This is a genomic window from Aliiruegeria sabulilitoris, assembly GCF_001558155.1.
GTDB lineage: Bacteria > Pseudomonadota > Alphaproteobacteria > Rhodobacterales > Rhodobacteraceae > Tropicimonas > Tropicimonas sabulilitoris.
The window spans coordinates 77394-94660 of sequence record NZ_LOAS01000014.1 but is presented as its reverse complement, the minus strand read 5'-3'; the positions used below and the strand labels follow the sequence as shown (position 1 = coordinate 94660).

At 62.4% G+C, this 17267-nt stretch carries 12 protein-coding genes; 3 read left to right on the top strand and 9 right to left on the bottom strand.

The features are described from left to right. Window positions 1-182: 182 nt before the first annotated feature. From AX756_RS14770 to rfbC, 8 genes are all read right to left on the bottom strand, one after another. Window positions 183-920: a hypothetical protein gene (locus tag AX756_RS14770; RefSeq protein WP_068313000.1), complete on the bottom strand. Its 738-nt coding sequence runs from the start codon at window positions 918-920 to the stop codon at window positions 183-185. 5 nt (window positions 921-925) lie between these two features. Next, complete coding sequence (locus AX756_RS14765) at window positions 926-2494, bottom strand: hypothetical protein (protein ID WP_068312996.1); 1569 nt, start codon at window positions 2492-2494, stop codon at window positions 926-928. Between the two features lie 79 nt (window positions 2495-2573). Next, window positions 2574-3680, bottom strand: coding sequence for a UDP-galactopyranose mutase (glf, locus tag AX756_RS14760; RefSeq protein WP_068312993.1), 1107 nt, complete (start codon window positions 3678-3680; stop codon window positions 2574-2576). Window positions 3681-3751: 71 nt separating this feature from the next. After that, a complete protein-coding gene (locus tag AX756_RS14755; protein WP_068312988.1) occupies window positions 3752-6997 on the bottom strand; it encodes a glycoside hydrolase family 99-like domain-containing protein in 3246 nt (1081 codons plus the stop codon). 256 nt (window positions 6998-7253) lie between these two features. Further along, on the bottom strand, window positions 7254-8123 hold the full coding sequence (gene rfbA, locus AX756_RS14750) for a glucose-1-phosphate thymidylyltransferase RfbA (RefSeq protein WP_068312985.1): 870 nt from the start codon (window positions 8121-8123) through the stop codon (window positions 7254-7256). A 14-nt stretch (window positions 8124-8137) separates the two neighbouring features. Then, window positions 8138-9004, bottom strand: a complete 867-nt coding sequence (gene rfbD / locus AX756_RS14745; RefSeq protein WP_068312984.1) for a dTDP-4-dehydrorhamnose reductase — start codon at window positions 9002-9004, stop codon at window positions 8138-8140. Then, the gene (gene rfbB / locus AX756_RS14740; protein ID WP_068312983.1) at window positions 9001-10041 is read right to left on the bottom strand and encodes a dTDP-glucose 4,6-dehydratase; all 1041 of its coding nucleotides are present in this window, start codon (window positions 10039-10041) and stop codon (window positions 9001-9003) included. The genes rfbD and rfbB overlap by 4 nt, the downstream gene beginning before the upstream one ends. Continuing rightward, window positions 10038-10613, bottom strand: a complete 576-nt coding sequence (rfbC, locus tag AX756_RS14735; RefSeq protein WP_068312977.1) for a dTDP-4-dehydrorhamnose 3,5-epimerase — start codon at window positions 10611-10613, stop codon at window positions 10038-10040. The genes rfbB and rfbC overlap by 4 nt, the downstream gene beginning before the upstream one ends. A gap of 309 nt (window positions 10614-10922) precedes the next feature. Between rfbC and AX756_RS14730 the strand changes: the two genes are divergently transcribed. The 3 genes from AX756_RS14730 (at window position 10923) to AX756_RS14715 (ending at window position 15997) form a co-directional block, all read left to right on the top strand. Beyond that, window positions 10923-12740 carry an ABC transporter ATP-binding protein gene (locus AX756_RS14730; protein WP_068312974.1) on the top strand — a complete coding sequence of 606 codons (1818 nt, stop codon included), beginning with the start codon at window positions 10923-10925 and terminating at the stop codon, window positions 12738-12740. A 351-nt stretch (window positions 12741-13091) separates the two neighbouring features. Beyond that, window positions 13092-14054, top strand: a complete 963-nt coding sequence (locus AX756_RS14720) for a hypothetical protein (protein ID WP_068312969.1) — start codon at window positions 13092-13094, stop codon at window positions 14052-14054. Continuing rightward, the gene (locus tag AX756_RS14715; RefSeq protein WP_068312966.1) at window positions 14051-15997 is read left to right on the top strand and encodes an HAD family hydrolase; all 1947 of its coding nucleotides are present in this window, start codon (window positions 14051-14053) and stop codon (window positions 15995-15997) included. The genes AX756_RS14720 and AX756_RS14715 overlap by 4 nt, the downstream gene beginning before the upstream one ends. A 19-nt stretch (window positions 15998-16016) precedes the next feature. Here AX756_RS14715 and AX756_RS14710 read toward each other — a convergent pair whose 3' ends face one another. Continuing rightward, window positions 16017-17096: a glycosyltransferase family 2 protein gene (locus tag AX756_RS14710; RefSeq protein WP_068312964.1), complete on the bottom strand. Its 1080-nt coding sequence runs from the start codon at window positions 17094-17096 to the stop codon at window positions 16017-16019. Window positions 17097-17267: the final 171 nt, after the last annotated feature.

Below are 17267 nucleotides of genomic sequence, written 5' to 3'. Positions count from 1 at the left end.
TTGGCAATTCCTTGCAGCGGCTTATCCGTTAACAAGGCCACCCGAACAGGGTTGAGCGCATGGTTGCGACACTATTAGGCGGGCGCCGCCCAATTCTTGCGCAGTCAGCAGGCATGAAAGGCATCGCCCCGTCAAGTTGCCGAAAAAAGCGGCAGCGAACCGCGACGGGCGTTCACGCGCCGCTACCGGCCAGCCGCCTCGGCCTGAAGCGCCTTGTTGTCATAGGTGAACCCGGCCTCCAGCTCCGCCGCCCGGCCGCCGAGGAAGGTGCAGGTGCCCGGCATCGCGCTGTCTGGGTATCGCTCGGCCAGATGCGCCAACCCCTCGCGATACCGCTCGGTGATCCGGCCATAGGAATAGTGCTGGAACCGCGCGGGCAGAACCATCACCGGAAGCCCGTGATTCTCCTGTGCGTTCAGGCAGAATTCCTCGGCATAGAGGTCGAAGCTCAACCCCTCGTCGAAGCGCAGCGTGGGCCGCGCGCGCAGCATGGCGGTGTGCAGCAGGATGCTCTGGCAATCCAGCGTGTCGACCCATGTCGGACCCGCGATCTCGATGCCGGTCTTGCGGGCATTGCTGCCATCCTTGTTGGAACAGGTATGGCGGCCATACATGCGCGGCTTGCGGCCTTCAAGCCGGGCGCCGAACGTGCCATAGACGGCCTCGGTCCGCAGCGCGGACAGCTCCGCCAACGGGCCAAGAAACTCGAAATCCTCGTGCAGGAAAAAGAGCCACGCATCGCGTTCCAGGTTGGCCGCGATGAATTCGTTATAGAGTACAGGCAGCCCCGCCCCGCGTTCGCGGTTGTCGAGCGGCGTGATGTCCACGCCTTGCAGATGCGGGTTCCCGATGAAAAACCGCTCCAACATTTCTTCGTTGATGAAGGGAACGGCCAGCCGGACGGGTGTGCCTTCGCTCATTGCGCTCAAGCCCCGCCGTTGAGACGATTACGGAGCCGATCCTCGAGCCGGCGCTGGTAACGGCGCAGGGTCGCCCAGCGGCCGATCTTGAACGGATTCTTGCGCAGCTCCTGACGCCAGTCGAGACCGGCAAGCGCGCCGCTCTCGGCCAGGCGGACAAGATCACGGGGCAACAGGTCGCGCAGCGTCTGGTTGAGGCGCAGAAGCTCGGTGTCGGGCGGCAGCGCTGTGTTGGCCGCGACCTGCCGGGGTTCGACGCAATCCGCGAGCGTTCCGGTCTGCGAGGTTGGCACGGTTGCCAATGCGGAACGTTCCGCCTCGCTCGGCGCCATCAGAAGCCGCATCAGCGCCGCACGGTTGGTGGTGCGAAAGGCGTCGGCATCGAGTTCGGCAAGGTCCGCGGAGGCATGGCGCAGGAAATCCAGCGTTCCGCCCTGCGCGTCCAGCTTTCCGGCCGCGCGCCGGGCGGATGCAATGCCGGCCATTTGCGGGGTGACGGAAAAGAGGAAATCCAGGATTTCGGACCCTTGCAGAAGGATCGCCGAGGTATCGTCCATTTCGGACCAGTCGATGAGGAAACCGGCCGGACCGTCGCCACTATGACCTCCCCCGATACCATCGGCGATAACAAGGCGGGACAGGGTCGCCTGTTTGGCCCCCATGATTTCGAGCCCTTGCTTGACCAACCGCGCCGCCTGCGCCGAAACAGCGACCGACCCGTCGCCGCCGTTCCCGAGCCTTTGCATGAGATCGAGGCAAAACCCCAGAAGGATCGGACCGCCCAGAAGGTAACCAAGCTGGTAGATCGGGGTCTCCTCGGCCTCCGACAGGGGCGTATTCAACGCCAACTTCCCAGCGATGAATGCTGCGGCGGGCCCCTCGACGGGCACCGCGAAACTCGGCGGGTGGTCCTGCAGATCCTCGCTCCGGCTCCGCATGGACAATGCGGTCATGCCAGCGCTTATGGCCGCCTCGGTCTCGGTCGTCTCGCTGCTGCCGACATGCAGCATGGCCACCGGCTCCACCTGTTCCATGGGAGCAATAGAGGCGAGGAAGGATGCCCGGTCCGAAGACGCCTGCGGTTCGTGCAAGCCGTCCAGCTCCAGCCCGCCCTGCTTCAACAGGTCGTCGAGATACGCCAGTGGCAAGGGATGCACATTCAGCCCGACAACGCGCCGGCCCGCCGTGCGCGCGGTCTCCAGCAGAGTGCGCATGGCCGGATCGGGAAGCAGGAAACGGCCCGCGGCCTCCTGCTCGATTTCGACGGTGATCTTGCCCTCGGGCATGAGTTCGGACAGCACTTCATGAATCTGCGGCAGCGAGACATGGGCATCGCCCCCCGTCCCGGACCGCCGACGGGCAAGCCACTCGGCTTTGATCCGCGCCTGTGCAAAACCGTCTGCCTGATGCTGGCGCTCCAACCAGTCGAACAGCCCCGCCTCGTCGCGCAGGCGCCAGCACAATAGCCCGTCGACAATCGGCAGCAGGACGACCTCATGCTGGGAGATCAGCTCCTCGATTGCGGGAAAGGACAGCGTGCTGCGCCGTGCCAGGCTCCTCTTTTGCCAGTTCATCCGAGCGCCTTTCCTGCCGCCAATTCGCTTTGGAGACCGCATATCGCCTGCCGCGGAACAAAGCCAGCGTGACGGCGCCTCAGGCCCGTTCGGTCAGCCAGGCCTCGACCGTGTCCAGTGCCGCGCGAATGGTGACATCCATGTCCATGTAGCGATAGGTGCCGAGCCGGCCGACAAATGTCACGTTGGGCTCGTCCTCGGCCGCCGCCTGATACCGCTCGAGCGTCTCGTCGCCCGAGACCAGATGCACCGGGTAGTAGGGAATGTCGTCCGCCTCGCAGGCGCGGCTGAATTCGCGGAACAGAATCGAGCCCTCGTGGCTCTCCCAGGGCGCGAAATGCTTGTGCTCGGTGATCCGCGTCCAGGGCACCGTCTCGTCGCAGTAATTCATCACCGCGCAGCCCTGAACGTCGCCCTCGGCCTCGATGCGTTCGAAATCCAGCGTGCGGTATTTCAACCGGCCATGGCGATAGTCGAAATAGCCATCCACCGGGCCGGAATAGAAGACATGGTCGTAGCTGGCGACATCATCGGCCGTGAGGGAGGAATTCAGCACCACCCGGATCCGGTCGTGATCCAGAATGCGCTCCACCATCGCGGTGTAGCCGCCCTCGGGCATGCCCTGGAACCGGTGCTCGAAATAGTCGTCATTGTAGTTGAACCGCACCGGCAGCCGTTTGAGGATGCTGGCCGGGATCTCGGTCGGCTCCAGCCCCCATTGCTTGCGCGTGTACCCGAGGAAGAACGCTTCGTAGAGTTCCTTGCCGATGAAGCGCAGCGCCTGTTCCTCGAAGCTCTGCGGGTCCTCGATGGAGCTGTCGGCGCGCTCGGCGATGAAGGCGCGTGCCTCTTCGGGCGAGAGCGTCTGGCCGAAGAACTGGTTGATCGTCAGAAGGTTGATCGGCAGCGAATAGACCCGCCCCTGTGTCGTGGCCTTGACCCGGTTGGTATAGGGCCGGAAGCGCTCGAACCGGTTGACGTAGTCCCACACCTCCTCGTCATTGGTATGGAAGATATGCGGGCCATAGGCATGGACGAAAACGCCCGTCTCGCCGTCGCGTTCCATGTGGCAATTGCCGGCGACGTGATCGCGCTGCTCGTGGATTTCGATGTCGTGGCCGGCCTCGGCGAGGGCGCGCGCGATGACCGCACAGGACAGGCCGGCGCCGGCCATTCCGATATGCATTCTCTCTCTCCCTCGGCCGGTCGGGCGCCTTCGACGAACGCGCCGAAGGCCGCCCTGTTACCTCATGACGATCAGAAGGTCTTCGTCTTGAACCCGTTGCCCTCGGCCAGGATGCAGATGATCCGCTCGATGGCATGGGGCAGCGTTCCGTCGGCCAGCCCGCGCTCGATATCGAAGGCGTTCAGGTCGATCTGCGTCAGTTCGGACAGCGCCTCGGGGCGGAACCAGAACATCGTACCGGCGGGGAACCAGCTGCCGTAGAAGCTTCGACCCATATCGGCGAGCAGTTTCTCGACCGTCTCCTGGTTGAAGCGCATGTTGTCGAACTTGTGCGGTTCCTTGGAATTGGGAACATCATGTTCGAGTTTCGAAGCTTCGGCGGCAAGGATGCCGAGATTCTCGTCCTTCTCGAACATCTCCACTGCTTCCATGCGCATGAGCGAGTCAAAGGCCTTGATCCGCAGCTCGTCGCCATCGGCGCGATAGACGGATTTCTTGCCATGCAGCTTGCAGACCACCTTGTAGCCCAATTTTTGCACCAGCTTGAGATGGGCGATGAAGGGACGCACGTCGCGGCCTCGATTGTCGAAGATCTCGACATGGGCATCGGGGTATTCGGCCACGACCATCTCGGCCAGTTTGCCGGAAGTCACCGAAACGAAGAGGTCGAACTGAACGCCATCCATGCGCTTGAGCGCGTCCGACAGCGCCTCCCAGGTGTCGGGATAGTGGCAGTGGAAGATCAGCGCGATATCGGATTTGCGTTTCTTCGGCGGTTCGGGTTGCAGGAAACGTTCCGAGGACTTCGGATAGCGATTGCAGACCCGCCTTGTGGTTTCGAGGTAGCCGAAACCGTATTTCTGGTCCGGTTCAAGGTGGGTGCCCTCGGCCCATTCGTTCCAGGCATTGACGAAGACGAAGCGTTCGTCGGGCGAGAGCTTCTCGTTCTTCACCACGCGTTCGCAGTTATGCGACAGCCATTGCGAATAGCGCAGCAGCGAGAAGCGGGCCTGCAAATGGCTGGCCTTGCCCTTGCGCGCGGTGTTGTCCCAGGACAGCATCGCCGTGGGATAGCACTTGTAGTCCTTCTCGGGCTGCTGGACGGACTGAGTAGCGAAATTGTCATAATCCCAGATCTTGCCAGTATGGCCCGCGACCAGGTTGGGCGCCTCTTCAGTGATTTCCTTGACGTGGATCTTGTGCGGCGGGAACTCCATCGCGGCCTCGAAGCCGTCGGCGGTGGGGTCTTCGTAGCCGAAAGTCTGGGCCGCGATCAGGTGCAGGCCGGGGAAACCCATGGCGCGGGCCTCATCCTGGAAGATGTCCATTGTCTCGTGCAGATCGGGTATGATCTCGGCACGATAGATCGACAACACCGGCTTGCCGTCGACGCGGATATAGCGCGGATCTTCGAAATACTGCTTCAGGTGGCGGATGAAGGCGCGCGAATCCTCGGGGGAATGGTCCTGCCCCATGAGCACGTCATGCTCCGCGCCATCCCATCGGCGGGTCCAGTTCTCGTTCGCCCAGATGAAGAAGAAGGGAATGTCCACTTCCGGCGTCTTCAGCATGTTCTGCAGCGGCGTCTCCAGCAGGGTCGTGCCCCCGAACCAGTAGAAGTAGTAGGCAAAGCCGTCGATGCCGTAATTCTTCGCCATCTTGGCCTGCTCGACCATGTTCTCGACAAGGCGCAGGTCGTAATAGCCCAGGTGGATCGGGCAATGCGGCTGGTAATGGCCGTCAAAGAGCGGCGTTGCCTTGCCGACATTGGTCCATTCGGTGAAGCCCTTGCCCCACCATTCGTCGTTTTCCGGGAAGGGGTGGAACTGGGGAAGGTAGAAGGCAATCGTCTTGATCGCCTTCTCGATCGGTTCGTGCTCCTGATAGGCGACGTATTCTTCCTTGATGTCGGAATAGTTCACCATTGGTATATGATAGCCGGAGCCGGGAAAGACAAAATTGCCGTCCACCACGCGGGATCCGCCGGAATAGGGCGATTCGGACGGGGGAAGCTGGAACACGTTTTCGGCGTCTGCGGACGGACCGGTCCGCTCGAGATAGACAACCGACAGCTTCGGCACTTCCACGGGAACCGGCACCTTTGCCAGCACTCTTGCCGCGGTTTTCGGCCATTTCTTCTTCGGCCGCCCCCGGCGTTCGCGCAGCCAGTTCGATGTCAGTCGCAAACCCTTGGTCCGCCGCCACCACTTGTCCTTGAGAACCTGGTCAAGCGCCTGGTAGAGCGCACCGACGCGCGCCTGCTCGCCGCCAAGCGCCGTCGCGGTTTCCCCGCGGATCCTTTCGAGTTCGACGTTGAAGTTCCGCAAATGGCCGAACTCATTGACCAGATTATCGTATTCTATCGTGAGGTTCTCGGCATGATCGCGCAGCCGCTCGTGGTGTTCGGCCATGGTCGAAAGCTCGGTGCCGACCTTGTTGCTGGCTTCGCGCTCTGCCGCGAGTTCGGCCTGCAATGCGGCGCTCTCTTCGCGCAGCGCCTGGGCGGCGTCGCGTTCTTCTTGAACCCTGTGTTCGATTTCCTGGCGCAGACCGAAAATCGCCTCGTCCTTTTCCTTGAACAGGCGTTCGGCGGTTTCCGGCACGACATCGCTGTCGCGCTCTTCGTAGATCGTGACGCCGATTTCCGGCAGATCTGAATCTGAGGCAAGGATCACGTCGTAACGGCGCAGCGCACCCGCATCCATTTCCTCTTCGTCGCGCATCAGCTTGACCGAGCCGTTTGTCTGGCTGTCCATGATCAGGGAGCCGCCGACAACACGCTGGCCAAGAAGGCGCGACTGGGCGAAATAGCGCCCGACCAGCGCCTCGAATTCCTCGGTGTAGAGTTCCTTCACATGGAAGGGATTCCGGTACCCCGTCTTGTCGGTGTATTCTTCTTTGTTCGGGCTCGAGATCATCAGCAAGCCACCGGGCTTCAGCACCCGCCGGATCTCTTCCATCATCTGTTCCTGCTCGGCCAGATGCTCGATGGTTTCGAAGGACACGACGACATCGACACTCGCCGGACGGAGGGGAAGTTCGGCGGCGCTGCCGACTCGGAAATCCAGCTTTCGGTCCGTGTAATGGTGCTTGGCATGGGCAATGGCATCTTCCGATATGTCGACCCCGATCACCGAATTGGCCTGATCCGCAATAAGGGCGGAGCCATAGCCCTCGCCGCAGGCAACATCGAGAACATCCAGCCCCTCGACCAGTTTCCGGGCCAGCCGGTAACGGTGCAGGTGTTCAAGGCGAATGGTTCCCTTGAATTCGGGGAGATAACGTTCGCCGGTCGTGGGCAGTTTGATGTCTGTCACGTGCGTAAACCTTGTGTCTTTTCCTACCGCTTGGCCAACGGCAATTGTCTGATCTTATGAACAACCACGGCCGCTAGAGCCATGTGCTAATGGATCGCTGCGGCTTTAACTGCTTGAAGCCACTTCACAGATCAACCGTTTTCCACCATTCAGGGCGGCAGTGCGGCGGAGCGTTGCCCAGAAATGGCAAAGCGGGACGCCAGAACGCCCCGCTTTTCAGACTGCGATGGTCCGAGTTCTCCGAACAGCCGGACCATTATTCCTCGAGCAGGGATTTCAGGTACTGGCCATAGGCGGTCTTCTTGAACAGATCCGCACGGGCGGTCAGGGCCTCGTCGTCGATCCAGCCATGCGACCAGGAGATCTCGTCCGGGCTGCCCGATTGCATGCCCTGCCGCTCGGTCAGGGTGCGGACGAAATTGCCGGCATCGAGCAGCGAGGCATGGGTGCCGGTATCAAGCCAGGCAAAGCCGCGCCCCATGGTCTCGACGTCGAGCAGTTCCTCTTCGAGATACATCTCCAGCAGCGAGGTGATCTCCAGCTCGCCGCGCGGCGAGGGCTGGACCTCGCGGGCCCGCGCCGGGGCGTCGCCGTCGAGGAAATAGAGCCCGGTCACCGCATAGCGCGAGGGCGGCTTTTCCGGCTTCTCGATGATGTGACGTACCTTCTTGCCCTCGAAAGCGACCACGCCGTAGCGCTCCGGATCGGCGACGCGATAGGCAAAGACCGTGCCGCCCTTCTGCTTCTTGTCGGCCGAGGCCAGCAGGTCCGGCAGGCCGTGACCGAAGAAGATGTTATCGCCCAGGATCATGGCCGAGGGCGCGCCGGCGAGGAAGTCCTCGGCCAGCGTATAGGCCTGCGCCAGCCCGTCCGGCGAATCCTGTACGATCCAGGTCAGCTCCAGCCCGAATTGGCTGCCATCGCCAAGCAGGCGCTGGAACTGATCCTGGTCTTGCGGAGTGGTGATGATCGCGATCTCGCGGATGCCCGACAGCATGAGCACGCTTAGCGGGTAATAGATCATCGGCTTGTCATAGATCGGAAGCAGCTGTTTCGAGACGGCCATCGTGATCGGGTAAAGCCGCGTGCCGGAGCCGCCTGCGAGGATGATGCCCTTGCGTTGCATGAATAGCTTTCCTTCTAATTCGGTTTCGTCGCGCCCAGTTCGGACAGAACCTCGGCCAGCGCAGCTTTCCAGTTGGGCGGCTCGATTCCGTGGGTCCGTGTCAGGCGCGAGCAATCCAGCCGCGAGTTCAGCGGACGTGCGGCGGGCGTCGGATAGGCAGATGTCGGAATATCCTCGACCGCGCAGTCCACCCCGGCCTGGGCAAAGATCTCGCGGGCAAAATCGGCCCAGCTTGCATCCGGCACACCGGCGAAGTGGAACAACCCGCCTTCGGCCTCTGGTCCGGCCTTGGCAATCGCCAGAAGCGCCTCGGCGATATCGGCGGCGGCGGTCGGCCCGCCGACCTGATCGGCAACGATGGTGAGCTTGTCGCGGTCGGCGCCGAGCCGCAGCATGGTTTTCACGAAATTGCCGCCATGGGCCGAGAAGACCCAGCTCGTGCGCAGGATCGCGTGCCAGCCACCGGCCGCGGCCACCTGACGCTCGCCATCGAGCTTGGTGGCGCCATAGACGCCCAGCGGCCCGGTCGGATCGTCGGTGGTGAAACGCGCCTCGCCGGAGCCGTCAAAGACGTAATCGGTGGAGATATGCAGGAAGGGAATGCCCTTCTCCGCCGCGACCTTCGCAACCGCGCCCGGCCCGTCGGCATTGATCAGCTGCGCGAGCTTCTCCTCGCTCTCGGCCTTGTCGACGGCGGTATAGGCGGCGGCGTTGATGATGACGTCGCAGTCCTTGCCACGCACCAGCGCGGCCGCGCCTTCGGGATCGGTGAAATCCAGCTCGGGCACTTCGAGCGCCTCGACCTCGATGCCATGCGCGCCGGCGCGGCGCAGGATCTCGGTGGCGACCTGTCCGTCACGGCCCAGCAGAAGCGCCTTCATTTCGACACCCCCAGACGCTCGCCCACACCCTGGCGGGCCTGAAGCTTCTTCCACCAGTCCTCGTTGTCGAGATACCACTGGACTGTCTGCTCAAGACCGGTTTCCGGCGTGTGCGACGGACGCCAATTCAGCTCCTTGCGGATGCGGCTCGGGTCGATCGCGTAGCGGCGGTCATGGCCCGGACGGTCGGTGACGAAGGTGATCAGCTCGTCATAGGGCCGCGCGCCCGGGCGCAGCATGTCGAGCACCGAGCAGAGCATCTTCACCAGGTCGAGATTGGTCATTTCGTTCTCGCCGCCGATGTTGTAACTGCGGCCCAGTTCGCCCTTTTCCAGCACCAGCAACAGCGCCTCGGCGTGGTCCTCCACATGGAGCCAGTCACGGATATTGTCGCCCTTGCCATAGATCGGGATCGGCTGGCCGGAGAGCGCCTTGAGGATCACCACCGGGATAAGCTTTTCCGGGAACTGGAAGGGGCCGTAATTGTTGGAACAGTTGGTCAGGACCACCGGCAGCCCATAGGTCTCGGCCCAGGCGCGCACGAGGTGGTCGGAGCCGGCCTTGGACGCCGAATAGGGGGAGTTCGGCTGGTAGGGGCTGTCCTCGGTGAAGAAGCCGGTCTCGCCCAGCGAGCCGAAAACCTCGTCGGTCGAGATGTGGTGGAAGCGGAACCCTTCGGGCTTGCCGCGCGCCATCCAATAGGCGCGGGCGGCCTCCAGCAATACGTAGGTACCGGTGATGTTGGTGTCGATAAAGGCGGCGGGGCCATCGATGGAGCGGTCCACGTGGCTTTCGGCGGCAAGGTGCATGATCGTATCGGGTTCATGCTTGTCGAGCACTGCGGCCATGGCCTCCGCATCGCGGATATCGGCCTGCTCGAAGGCATAGCCCGAAGCGTCGGCCACGCAAGCGACATTGTCCAGGCAGGCGGCATAGGTCAGAACATCGACATTGACCACGGAATGGCCGTCAGCGATGGCCCGCCGAATGACAGCGGAGCCGATGAAACCGGCGCCGCCGGTAACCAGGATCTTCATGCGTTTTCCTCAAATGTGAAGGGGCTGTCCAACGCGCGCAGAAGCGGCGCGACGGCGTCCTTGCCCGAAAGTTGCGGCTCAGTCGCGTCCAGAGGCCAGTCTATTCCAATATCCGGGTCATCCCAGCGGATCGCGCCCTCGGTCTCGGGGGCGTAGGTATCGGAGCATTTGTAGATGATCTCGGTGCCCGGCTCGAGCGTGACGAATCCATGCGCGAAACCCGCTGGCACCAGCAGCATCAGGCCGTTTTCGAAGCTGAGTTCTTCGCCCACCCATTGGCCGAAGGTCGGCGAGCCCTTGCGGATATCCACCGCAACGTCGAAGAGCCGGCCCTTGCCGCAACGCACCAGCTTGTCCTGCGCCCTTGGCGGGGCCTGGAAATGCAGGCCGCGGATCGTGCCGACGGTTTCGGACAGCGAATGGTTGTCCTGAACGAAATTCATTCCCATGCCTTCGGCTGCGAAAACGTCCCGATTGTAGGTTTCGGAGAAAAAGCCGCGATGATCGCCGAAACGCTGCGGCGCGATCAGTTTTACCGCGGGAATGGCAAGGGGGGTAACGTCTATGCCCATAGAATGTCTTCCGGCTTTTGGCCCGTCTTTTCAGGGCGCGAATTTAGGTCGCATGCAAATGGCAATACCTCACCCTTGCTGTCAACCGACAAAGGGGTTTTGGGCAAGTCCTTGCGGAAGGACGGCTATCGATGCGCTTGCAAGATGCATCTTTACGCCGAAAACACCCCTCCGGCCGGACTGCGCCTTGACAATCCGACCGCGTCACTGGCGTATTCGCGCCAAATAACGGCATGCGCTCCTTCCTAACGCCATCCCGGCCGGGGGAGGGCGTCATTGTCATTTTAGCAGCTCGGACACTCCAGACAGATGAACCCGATCCAGAATACCAGCGACGTCGACAATACTAGCGACATCGACAACTATACGATCGCCAAGCGTCTCATCCTCGAGTCGATCCCGCCACGCTGGAAGACCTACGTCCTTTCGCTGATTCTCATGGCCGGGGTTGCTACCTTTACCGCCGCGCTGGCCTGGTCGACCAAGCTGATCGTGAACGAGGTCTTCGTGGCCGGCAGCCTGACCAAGGCCTGGTCGGTGGCAGCACTCGTGGTCGGCGTTTCGGCCGCACTCAGCCTGTGCCAGTACGGCAATGACGTGATCGCCAAGGTGCTCAACCGCTCGATCTCGTCCATGTACCAGCGCAAGCTCTTCAACTCGCTGATCGACAAGGACCTGTCCTTCTTCGCCTCCGGCCACCCGGCCTCGACCATGCAGCAGGTCTTCATGTCCGGCCGCATGGGCGCCAGCGTCGTGGTCAAGCTTTGCAACGGGATGCTGACGGATTTGCTGACTCTTGTCGGCCTCGTCGCCGTCATGGTGGTGCAGGATCCGGTCATGTCGGTGACCGCGATCATCATGTTCCCGCTGATTTTCCTGCTGATCACGACGCTCTCGAAAAAGATCAAGGCTATCGCGAAATCCGAGGCCACGCTGCTCGGCAAGGTCCATTCGGTGGGCGTCGAGGCCTTCCAGGGCATCAAGACAGTCAAGAGCTACCAGCTCGAGCCGGGCACCAAGGGCCGTTTCTCCGAGGCCGTCCAGGCGCTGGAAGACCGGATCCTGAACATCGCCCGCATCACAGCCGCCACCATGCCCTTCATGCAGATGCTGGGCGGGCTCGTGCTCGGCCTCTACGTGCTCTATGCCTCCTGGCAGACGGTAGCCAACGGCAAGACGCCGGGCGAGTTCACTGCCTTCATCTCGGCCTTCCTGCTGGCCTACCAGCCGGCTGAACGGGTCTCCAAGGGGCTCGTCGACATCCAGAACGCCATCGTGCTCTCGGACTACATGTTCAAGATGATCGAGATCCCGGTGAAACTGAGGGCGACTGGCACCGAGACGCTTGAAGGCCGCCCCGCCTCGCTCGATTTCGACAATGTCTCCTTCAGCTACGAGGGTCGGATCCCGGCGCTCAACAATGTCAGCTTCCATCTCGATGCCGGACAGAACGTGGCCATTGTCGGCCGGTCGGGCGCCGGCAAGACCACGCTGATCGACCTCGTCCAACGCTTCTACGACCCCACCCATGGCGCGGTGAAGATCGGTGGCGAGGACCTGCGCTCGCTGTCGCATGACGCGCTGCGCAATTCGACCGCGCTGATCTCGCAGGAGGTCTTCCTTTTCGAGGGAACGATTCGGCAGAACATCCTCGACGGGCGCCGCGATGCCACCGAGGAGGAGATCATGGAGGTCGTCCGCGAGGCGCAACTGGCCGAGGTGATCGCCGAGATGCCGATGGGGCTCGACACCCAGGTCGGCGCCAATGGCAACGCGCTCTCGGGCGGCCAGAAACAACGCGTCGGCATTGCCCGCGCCCTGCTCAAGGACGCCAAGATCATCATCTTCGACGAGGCGACCAGCGCGCTGGACGGCGAGAGCGAACGCGAGATCCTTGGCCGTGTGGTCGCGTCCAACCCGGACAAGACCCTGCTCTTCGTCAGCCACCGCCCGGCCATCCTGCAATGGGTGGACAAGGTCATGCTGATGGATGGCGGACACCTGATGGCGATGGACAGCCACGAGAACCTGATGGCGACCAACCCCATCTATCGCAGCCTCTTCAACCTGCAGGCCGAGGAAGGCGCCGAAGTCGGGTCCGAGGCCGCCGACGGCACCATCGGCTGACACCACACCGCTGTCCCAACCGGGCAGCGGGCGTCTTGCCGGGGAAACCGCGGCTTCTTCTGACCGGAAATATCCCCGGCGGAGCCATGATCCGACGGATCATCCACGCGGAAAACCTGCCGGGTCGCACGACGCGCCCAAAGATGGAAAGGCACCGAAAACAGGGTTTGAACCGAGGCCAGAACTCGCATTTCCACCAGCCTCTTCGCGGCGACGAGCCGCGTTTCTTCAATGGGTTCCACGGTTCCGGGGTTGAGTTCGGCCGCCGCTTCCATCACATTTAAGCTGCCGAGCGGCGCGCTGTTTTCTGCGTCTCCCGCCGTGAGTCCAGCTCGGAGGTTTTTGGATCCTATGCCTGATTTCAGCACCGAAACAATTGGGATCGTTCTGCCGCGGGTAGCCACGCCCGCACTGTTCCGCAGGGCGCTCCAAAGTATCCGCGCGCAGAGCGTCGGTGACTGGAGACTCGTCATCACTCAATCCCCCGAGGCCAATGAAAACATGCGCCGGGTGGCCGAAGTCGTGCTCTCGGAACCGGACCCGCGCATCGCGTTCCTGCCCGACATGGATGTTGAGACCGAGTCGGAAGCGATCAACCGGGCGCTGGACAGCCTCGATACAGAGCTCGCGATCATCCATTCGGAATGCGATAGCTGGTCGCCCGATTTCCTTGCCGTCATGACACGGATCTATGACACGAAACGGGCGCTTCTACCCGGGCTGAAGGGCATCGTATCGGGCGTGGCGGCGGTCGAAGAAACCGTGAGCGGCGCGCATATCACCATCGATTCCGTCACCGACTGGCACCCGCCGGGATCCGTCGACGACCTGCATGACGGAGTGCTCGACATCCGCCGAATCGTCGTCGGGAACCCATTTCCGGCCATCGCTTTCCTGTTCGACCGAAGGGAAGCGCGCGAAATCGGCTTCTACGACACGACACTGCCGCTTCTGGCCGAATGGGAGTTTCACCAGAGATTCTGCCTGCGCAACGATGTCTGGGTGCATGCGGAACGGCTGGCCTTCCACCATGTCGCCACCGACCGGACGGACCCGCTCGATCAGGCAGCTTATGGCGCACTGCTGACAAATCGCTGGGTGCGTCGGGAAGGCGAGGCCGGGCTCGGAACGCTCCGAATCCTTCAGGCGCTCTCTGCGCTGCCCAGAACCTCTGCGCCCCCAAAACCGCCCCGGAAGGATGACAAGGAAACTCCGAAGCCACCCACCAACCCGCGCACGCCCGCCAAGAAGCAGAAAGGGAAGATCGGCACGGCGCTGTCCAAGCTCAATCGGGCGAGGAAACGCTGGATATGAGGCCCTGGAACGAGCTGACAGACCAGGTTCAGGTCGTCACATTCGACATTTTCGACACCCTGCTCCACCGCAAGATCCGTGCGCCCGTGGACCTGTTCGAACTGGTGCGCCTGAAGGCTTTCGAAACGGATTTCGCCCTGCTCCACCACGACTTTCTCGACGGCTATGCCGGCTACCGGCGCGCGGCCGAACAGGATGCCCGCAAGGCGCAACTGCTGCATTCCGAGGAGGGCGAAATCTGTCTGGACGAGATTTTCGAACAGCTTCGCAACGATCACGCCCTGCCTGATCCGCTTGTCGATTACCTGAAGGCGACCGAGCTCGAACTGGAAGACACCGTGCTCTTTGCCAGCCCGGACGGGATGCGCCGCTACGATGTCGCCCGCGGAAAGGGCCTGCAGATCGGCTTTATCAGCGACATGTACCTGCCCGGTGACTGGCTTTCGCAGAAGCTCGAACGCGTGGGCTTCCAGGGCGCCGCGCAATATCCGCTCTATGTCTCGGGCGAACACCGCGTCACGAAACGTTCGGGCGCACTCTACCGCAAGGTTGGCGCCGAACAGGGCTGGGCTCTGAACGACACCTGGCTGCATGTCGGCGACAATCGCATGGCGGATGTAGAGCGCGGCGAAGCGCTCGGGTTGCGCACGACCTATGCGGACTGGGCCGATGTGGACAACCGCCCGCTACCCGACGAGACCGCGTTCGGGGTAAACGCCATCACGGCCATCACCGGCTTCATCGACAAGCGTCCCTCGATTGTATTCCAGCCCGATGGCATGCTCGAACGGATCGGATACCGCGTCTTCGGCCCGCTCATGTTCGGCTTCACCCTGTGGCTCCTGCATCAAAGCCAGCAGCAGGACCTGAAGAAACTCCTGTTCATCGCTCGGGACGGCAAGCTGCCGATGCGGCTCTTCAACCGTCTCAAGGCGCGGGCGGGTCTCGCCGACATCGAGACCGAGTATTTCTACATGTCGCGCAAGGTCGGCTACCTGACCGGCATGCGGGAATGGGACAGCGAACAGACGCGACGCATAACCATTGGCCGCGGGGCCAAGAGCGCAAGGCGTTCCTTCGGCGCGGTCGGGCTGAATGCCGAGGAGTATCGCGAGGAGCTGGACCGTTTCGGCGTCGAGGATATCGACACCCCGATCGCCCCGGCGGAAGCCTGGCGGGTCATGAAGGCAATCGACACCGCTTTCGCCGATGTGCTGCGCAACAATGCCGAAACCCGCGCCGCGCTTCAGCCCTATTACCTGCAGGCGATGGAAGGCGCGGATCGGATCGGGTTTGTCGATATCGGCTGGGTCGGCAATATTCAGCGGCTCTTTGCCAATTCGCTGCCCGACGCCAATGCGCGCGACCGTCTCGTCGGGCTTTACCTCGGCCAACTTCCCAGCAGCAGCTTCAACGAGGCGCGCGGCATTCGCATGCACAGCTTCCTGACTCAGGGTGCTTACAAGAAACCGGTCCAGAAGGCGCTGCACCAGGGCGGGATCGAGCTGCTCGAATTCGCCATGACGGCCGATCACGGAACGACGATCGACCTGTCACGCGACGAGGCGGGCCATATAGCGCCGGTGCTGGAAACACCCAGCGCCGAGGAGACCGATTATGCCCGCAAGGCCGTGAGGGTTCAGGATGGCATGGAATACTTCCTGGACGAGCATGCCTACCTGCTGGAGCATTTTCGGCTGGAGACCCTGGCGACGCCGCATTGGGCATTGCCACTTCTAAAGCTCGTGGACGACCCGACGCCGGAACAGATCGGTGCGCTGGCCGGACTGACCCATTCCGACGCGCTTGGCAGCAATGCCGAGCGGTTACCGCTGGTCTCGCCGCTTTCGGGCTGGAAGCGTTACAGCCCGTCCCACCGCCGCAAGGCGCGCAGGAGTTCCTATTGGAAAAGCGCGTTCGACCAGCTCCTGCGCCGCCCCTGAACCCGGATTCAAGACCCGGTCAGCGCGCTAGAATCCGGCGCATTCGCCCCATGATCCCGGTAGAAGCATCGGCGGAACGACGCCGGGGCGCACGGGCCGCCGCCCGGTCCAGATCGCGGCAGAAAGCGTCGAAGTCGCCGTTCCGTGCCGCCAGCAGAAGGTTGGCCGTCCGTTTGCCGATGGCCGCTCGCGTCTGAGGCGATCCCAGCTCCTCTTCCGCGTGCAGCGCGACAACCGCCTGAACGGCCTCAAAAAGCTCCCGCCGCAGCTCGGTTGGGCATTTGCGTCCGATCCACGAGAGCTGCCGTGAAGCCCAGGACAGCAGGTCGCCGCTGAACTCGGTATCCTGGCCGTTTTCCTCCAGCCAGCGCTTGATGATCCCGTGATGGCGGAACATCTTCAGCAGCTTGCTGTCGACGGTGGCCGTGGTCTGCCCGATCCGGTTCACCCGGTGGCGGCAGAGCCGCTCATCGACAAAGGCAACGCGGTTCGCCGAGAGCGTGTTGAACCAGTGGAACGGGTTATCCTCGAAGAAGAAATCCCCCACCGGAAAACGCAGCCCCTGCTCCTGCAGCAGCGCCGCACGATAGATCTTGCGCCAAGGCACCGCATTGAGCGGTAGGAGCCGATGGCGGCCGGCCGCGTCGAGCTCCAGCACGGACAAGGGCGCCAGTTCGTTCCATCGCTCCTCGTCGGGCGGCATGGCGGTCTGGCCTGTCACCGCGTCCCAGTTGAGATAGCTGCACATAGCTAGGTCCGCGTCATGCGCCTCAGCGGCGGCGAGCAGTTTCGCGAACATTTCGGGCTCGTAGCGATCATCCCCGTCGGCAAAGCCGATATAGGCGCCACGCGCCTGTTCGATGCCGGCATTCGCTGCCGTCGCAACCCCGCCGATGGTATTCTCTTGCAGAAGCACCGGAACGATGCGGTCGTCACAGGACGCGAACTCGGCGATCTTCCCGGCTGTTCCATCCGAGGAGCCGTCATCGACCACGATGATTTCGATATCGTCGAGGGTCTGGCCGCAAATATCCGCCAGGCATTCGCCGATGAAGGCTTCGATATTGTAGGATGTCACGACAATCGACAGTCTTGGCATGGATCTTCCGCCCCTGTTTCGCACCACAAGCCTAGACCATTCGCAAGGCTGCTGCCATCGCTCGAAGCCGGCATGCGCCGATTTGCAGCCGCTCGCGCCGGAAACTCGGAAATCTTCCAAAAAGTCTTTTAAATTTAGAGCTTTATTGAAATTTCTTTGCATTCTGCGCGC

What these genes read in the sequence shown, in the direction of transcription:
- AX756_RS14770 (WP_068313000.1), bottom strand. Translation starts at nt 920, where the DNA reads ATGAGCGAAGGCACACCCGTCCGGCTGGCCGTTCCCTTCATCAACGAA.
- AX756_RS14765 (WP_068312996.1), bottom strand. Translation starts at nt 2,494, where the DNA reads ATGAACTGGCAAAAGAGGAGCCTGGCACGGCGCAGCACGCTGTCCTTT.
- glf (WP_068312993.1), bottom strand. Translation starts at nt 3,680, where the DNA reads ATGCATATCGGAATGGCCGGCGCCGGCCTGTCCTGTGCGGTCATCGCG.
- rfbA (WP_068312985.1), bottom strand. Translation starts at nt 8,123, where the DNA reads ATGCAACGCAAGGGCATCATCCTCGCAGGCGGCTCCGGCACGCGGCTT.
- rfbD (WP_068312984.1), bottom strand. Translation starts at nt 9,004, where the DNA reads ATGAAGGCGCTTCTGCTGGGCCGTGACGGACAGGTCGCCACCGAGATC.
- rfbB (WP_068312983.1), bottom strand. Translation starts at nt 10,041, where the DNA reads ATGAAGATCCTGGTTACCGGCGGCGCCGGTTTCATCGGCTCCGCTGTC.
- rfbC (WP_068312977.1), bottom strand. Translation starts at nt 10,613, where the DNA reads ATGGGCATAGACGTTACCCCCCTTGCCATTCCCGCGGTAAAACTGATC.
- AX756_RS14730 (WP_068312974.1), top strand. Translation starts at nt 10,923, where the DNA reads ATGAACCCGATCCAGAATACCAGCGACGTCGACAATACTAGCGACATC.
- AX756_RS14720 (WP_068312969.1), top strand. Translation starts at nt 13,092, where the DNA reads ATGCCTGATTTCAGCACCGAAACAATTGGGATCGTTCTGCCGCGGGTA.
- AX756_RS14715 (WP_068312966.1), top strand. Translation starts at nt 14,051, where the DNA reads ATGAGGCCCTGGAACGAGCTGACAGACCAGGTTCAGGTCGTCACATTC.
- AX756_RS14710 (WP_068312964.1), bottom strand. Translation starts at nt 17,096, where the DNA reads ATGCCAAGACTGTCGATTGTCGTGACATCCTACAATATCGAAGCCTTC.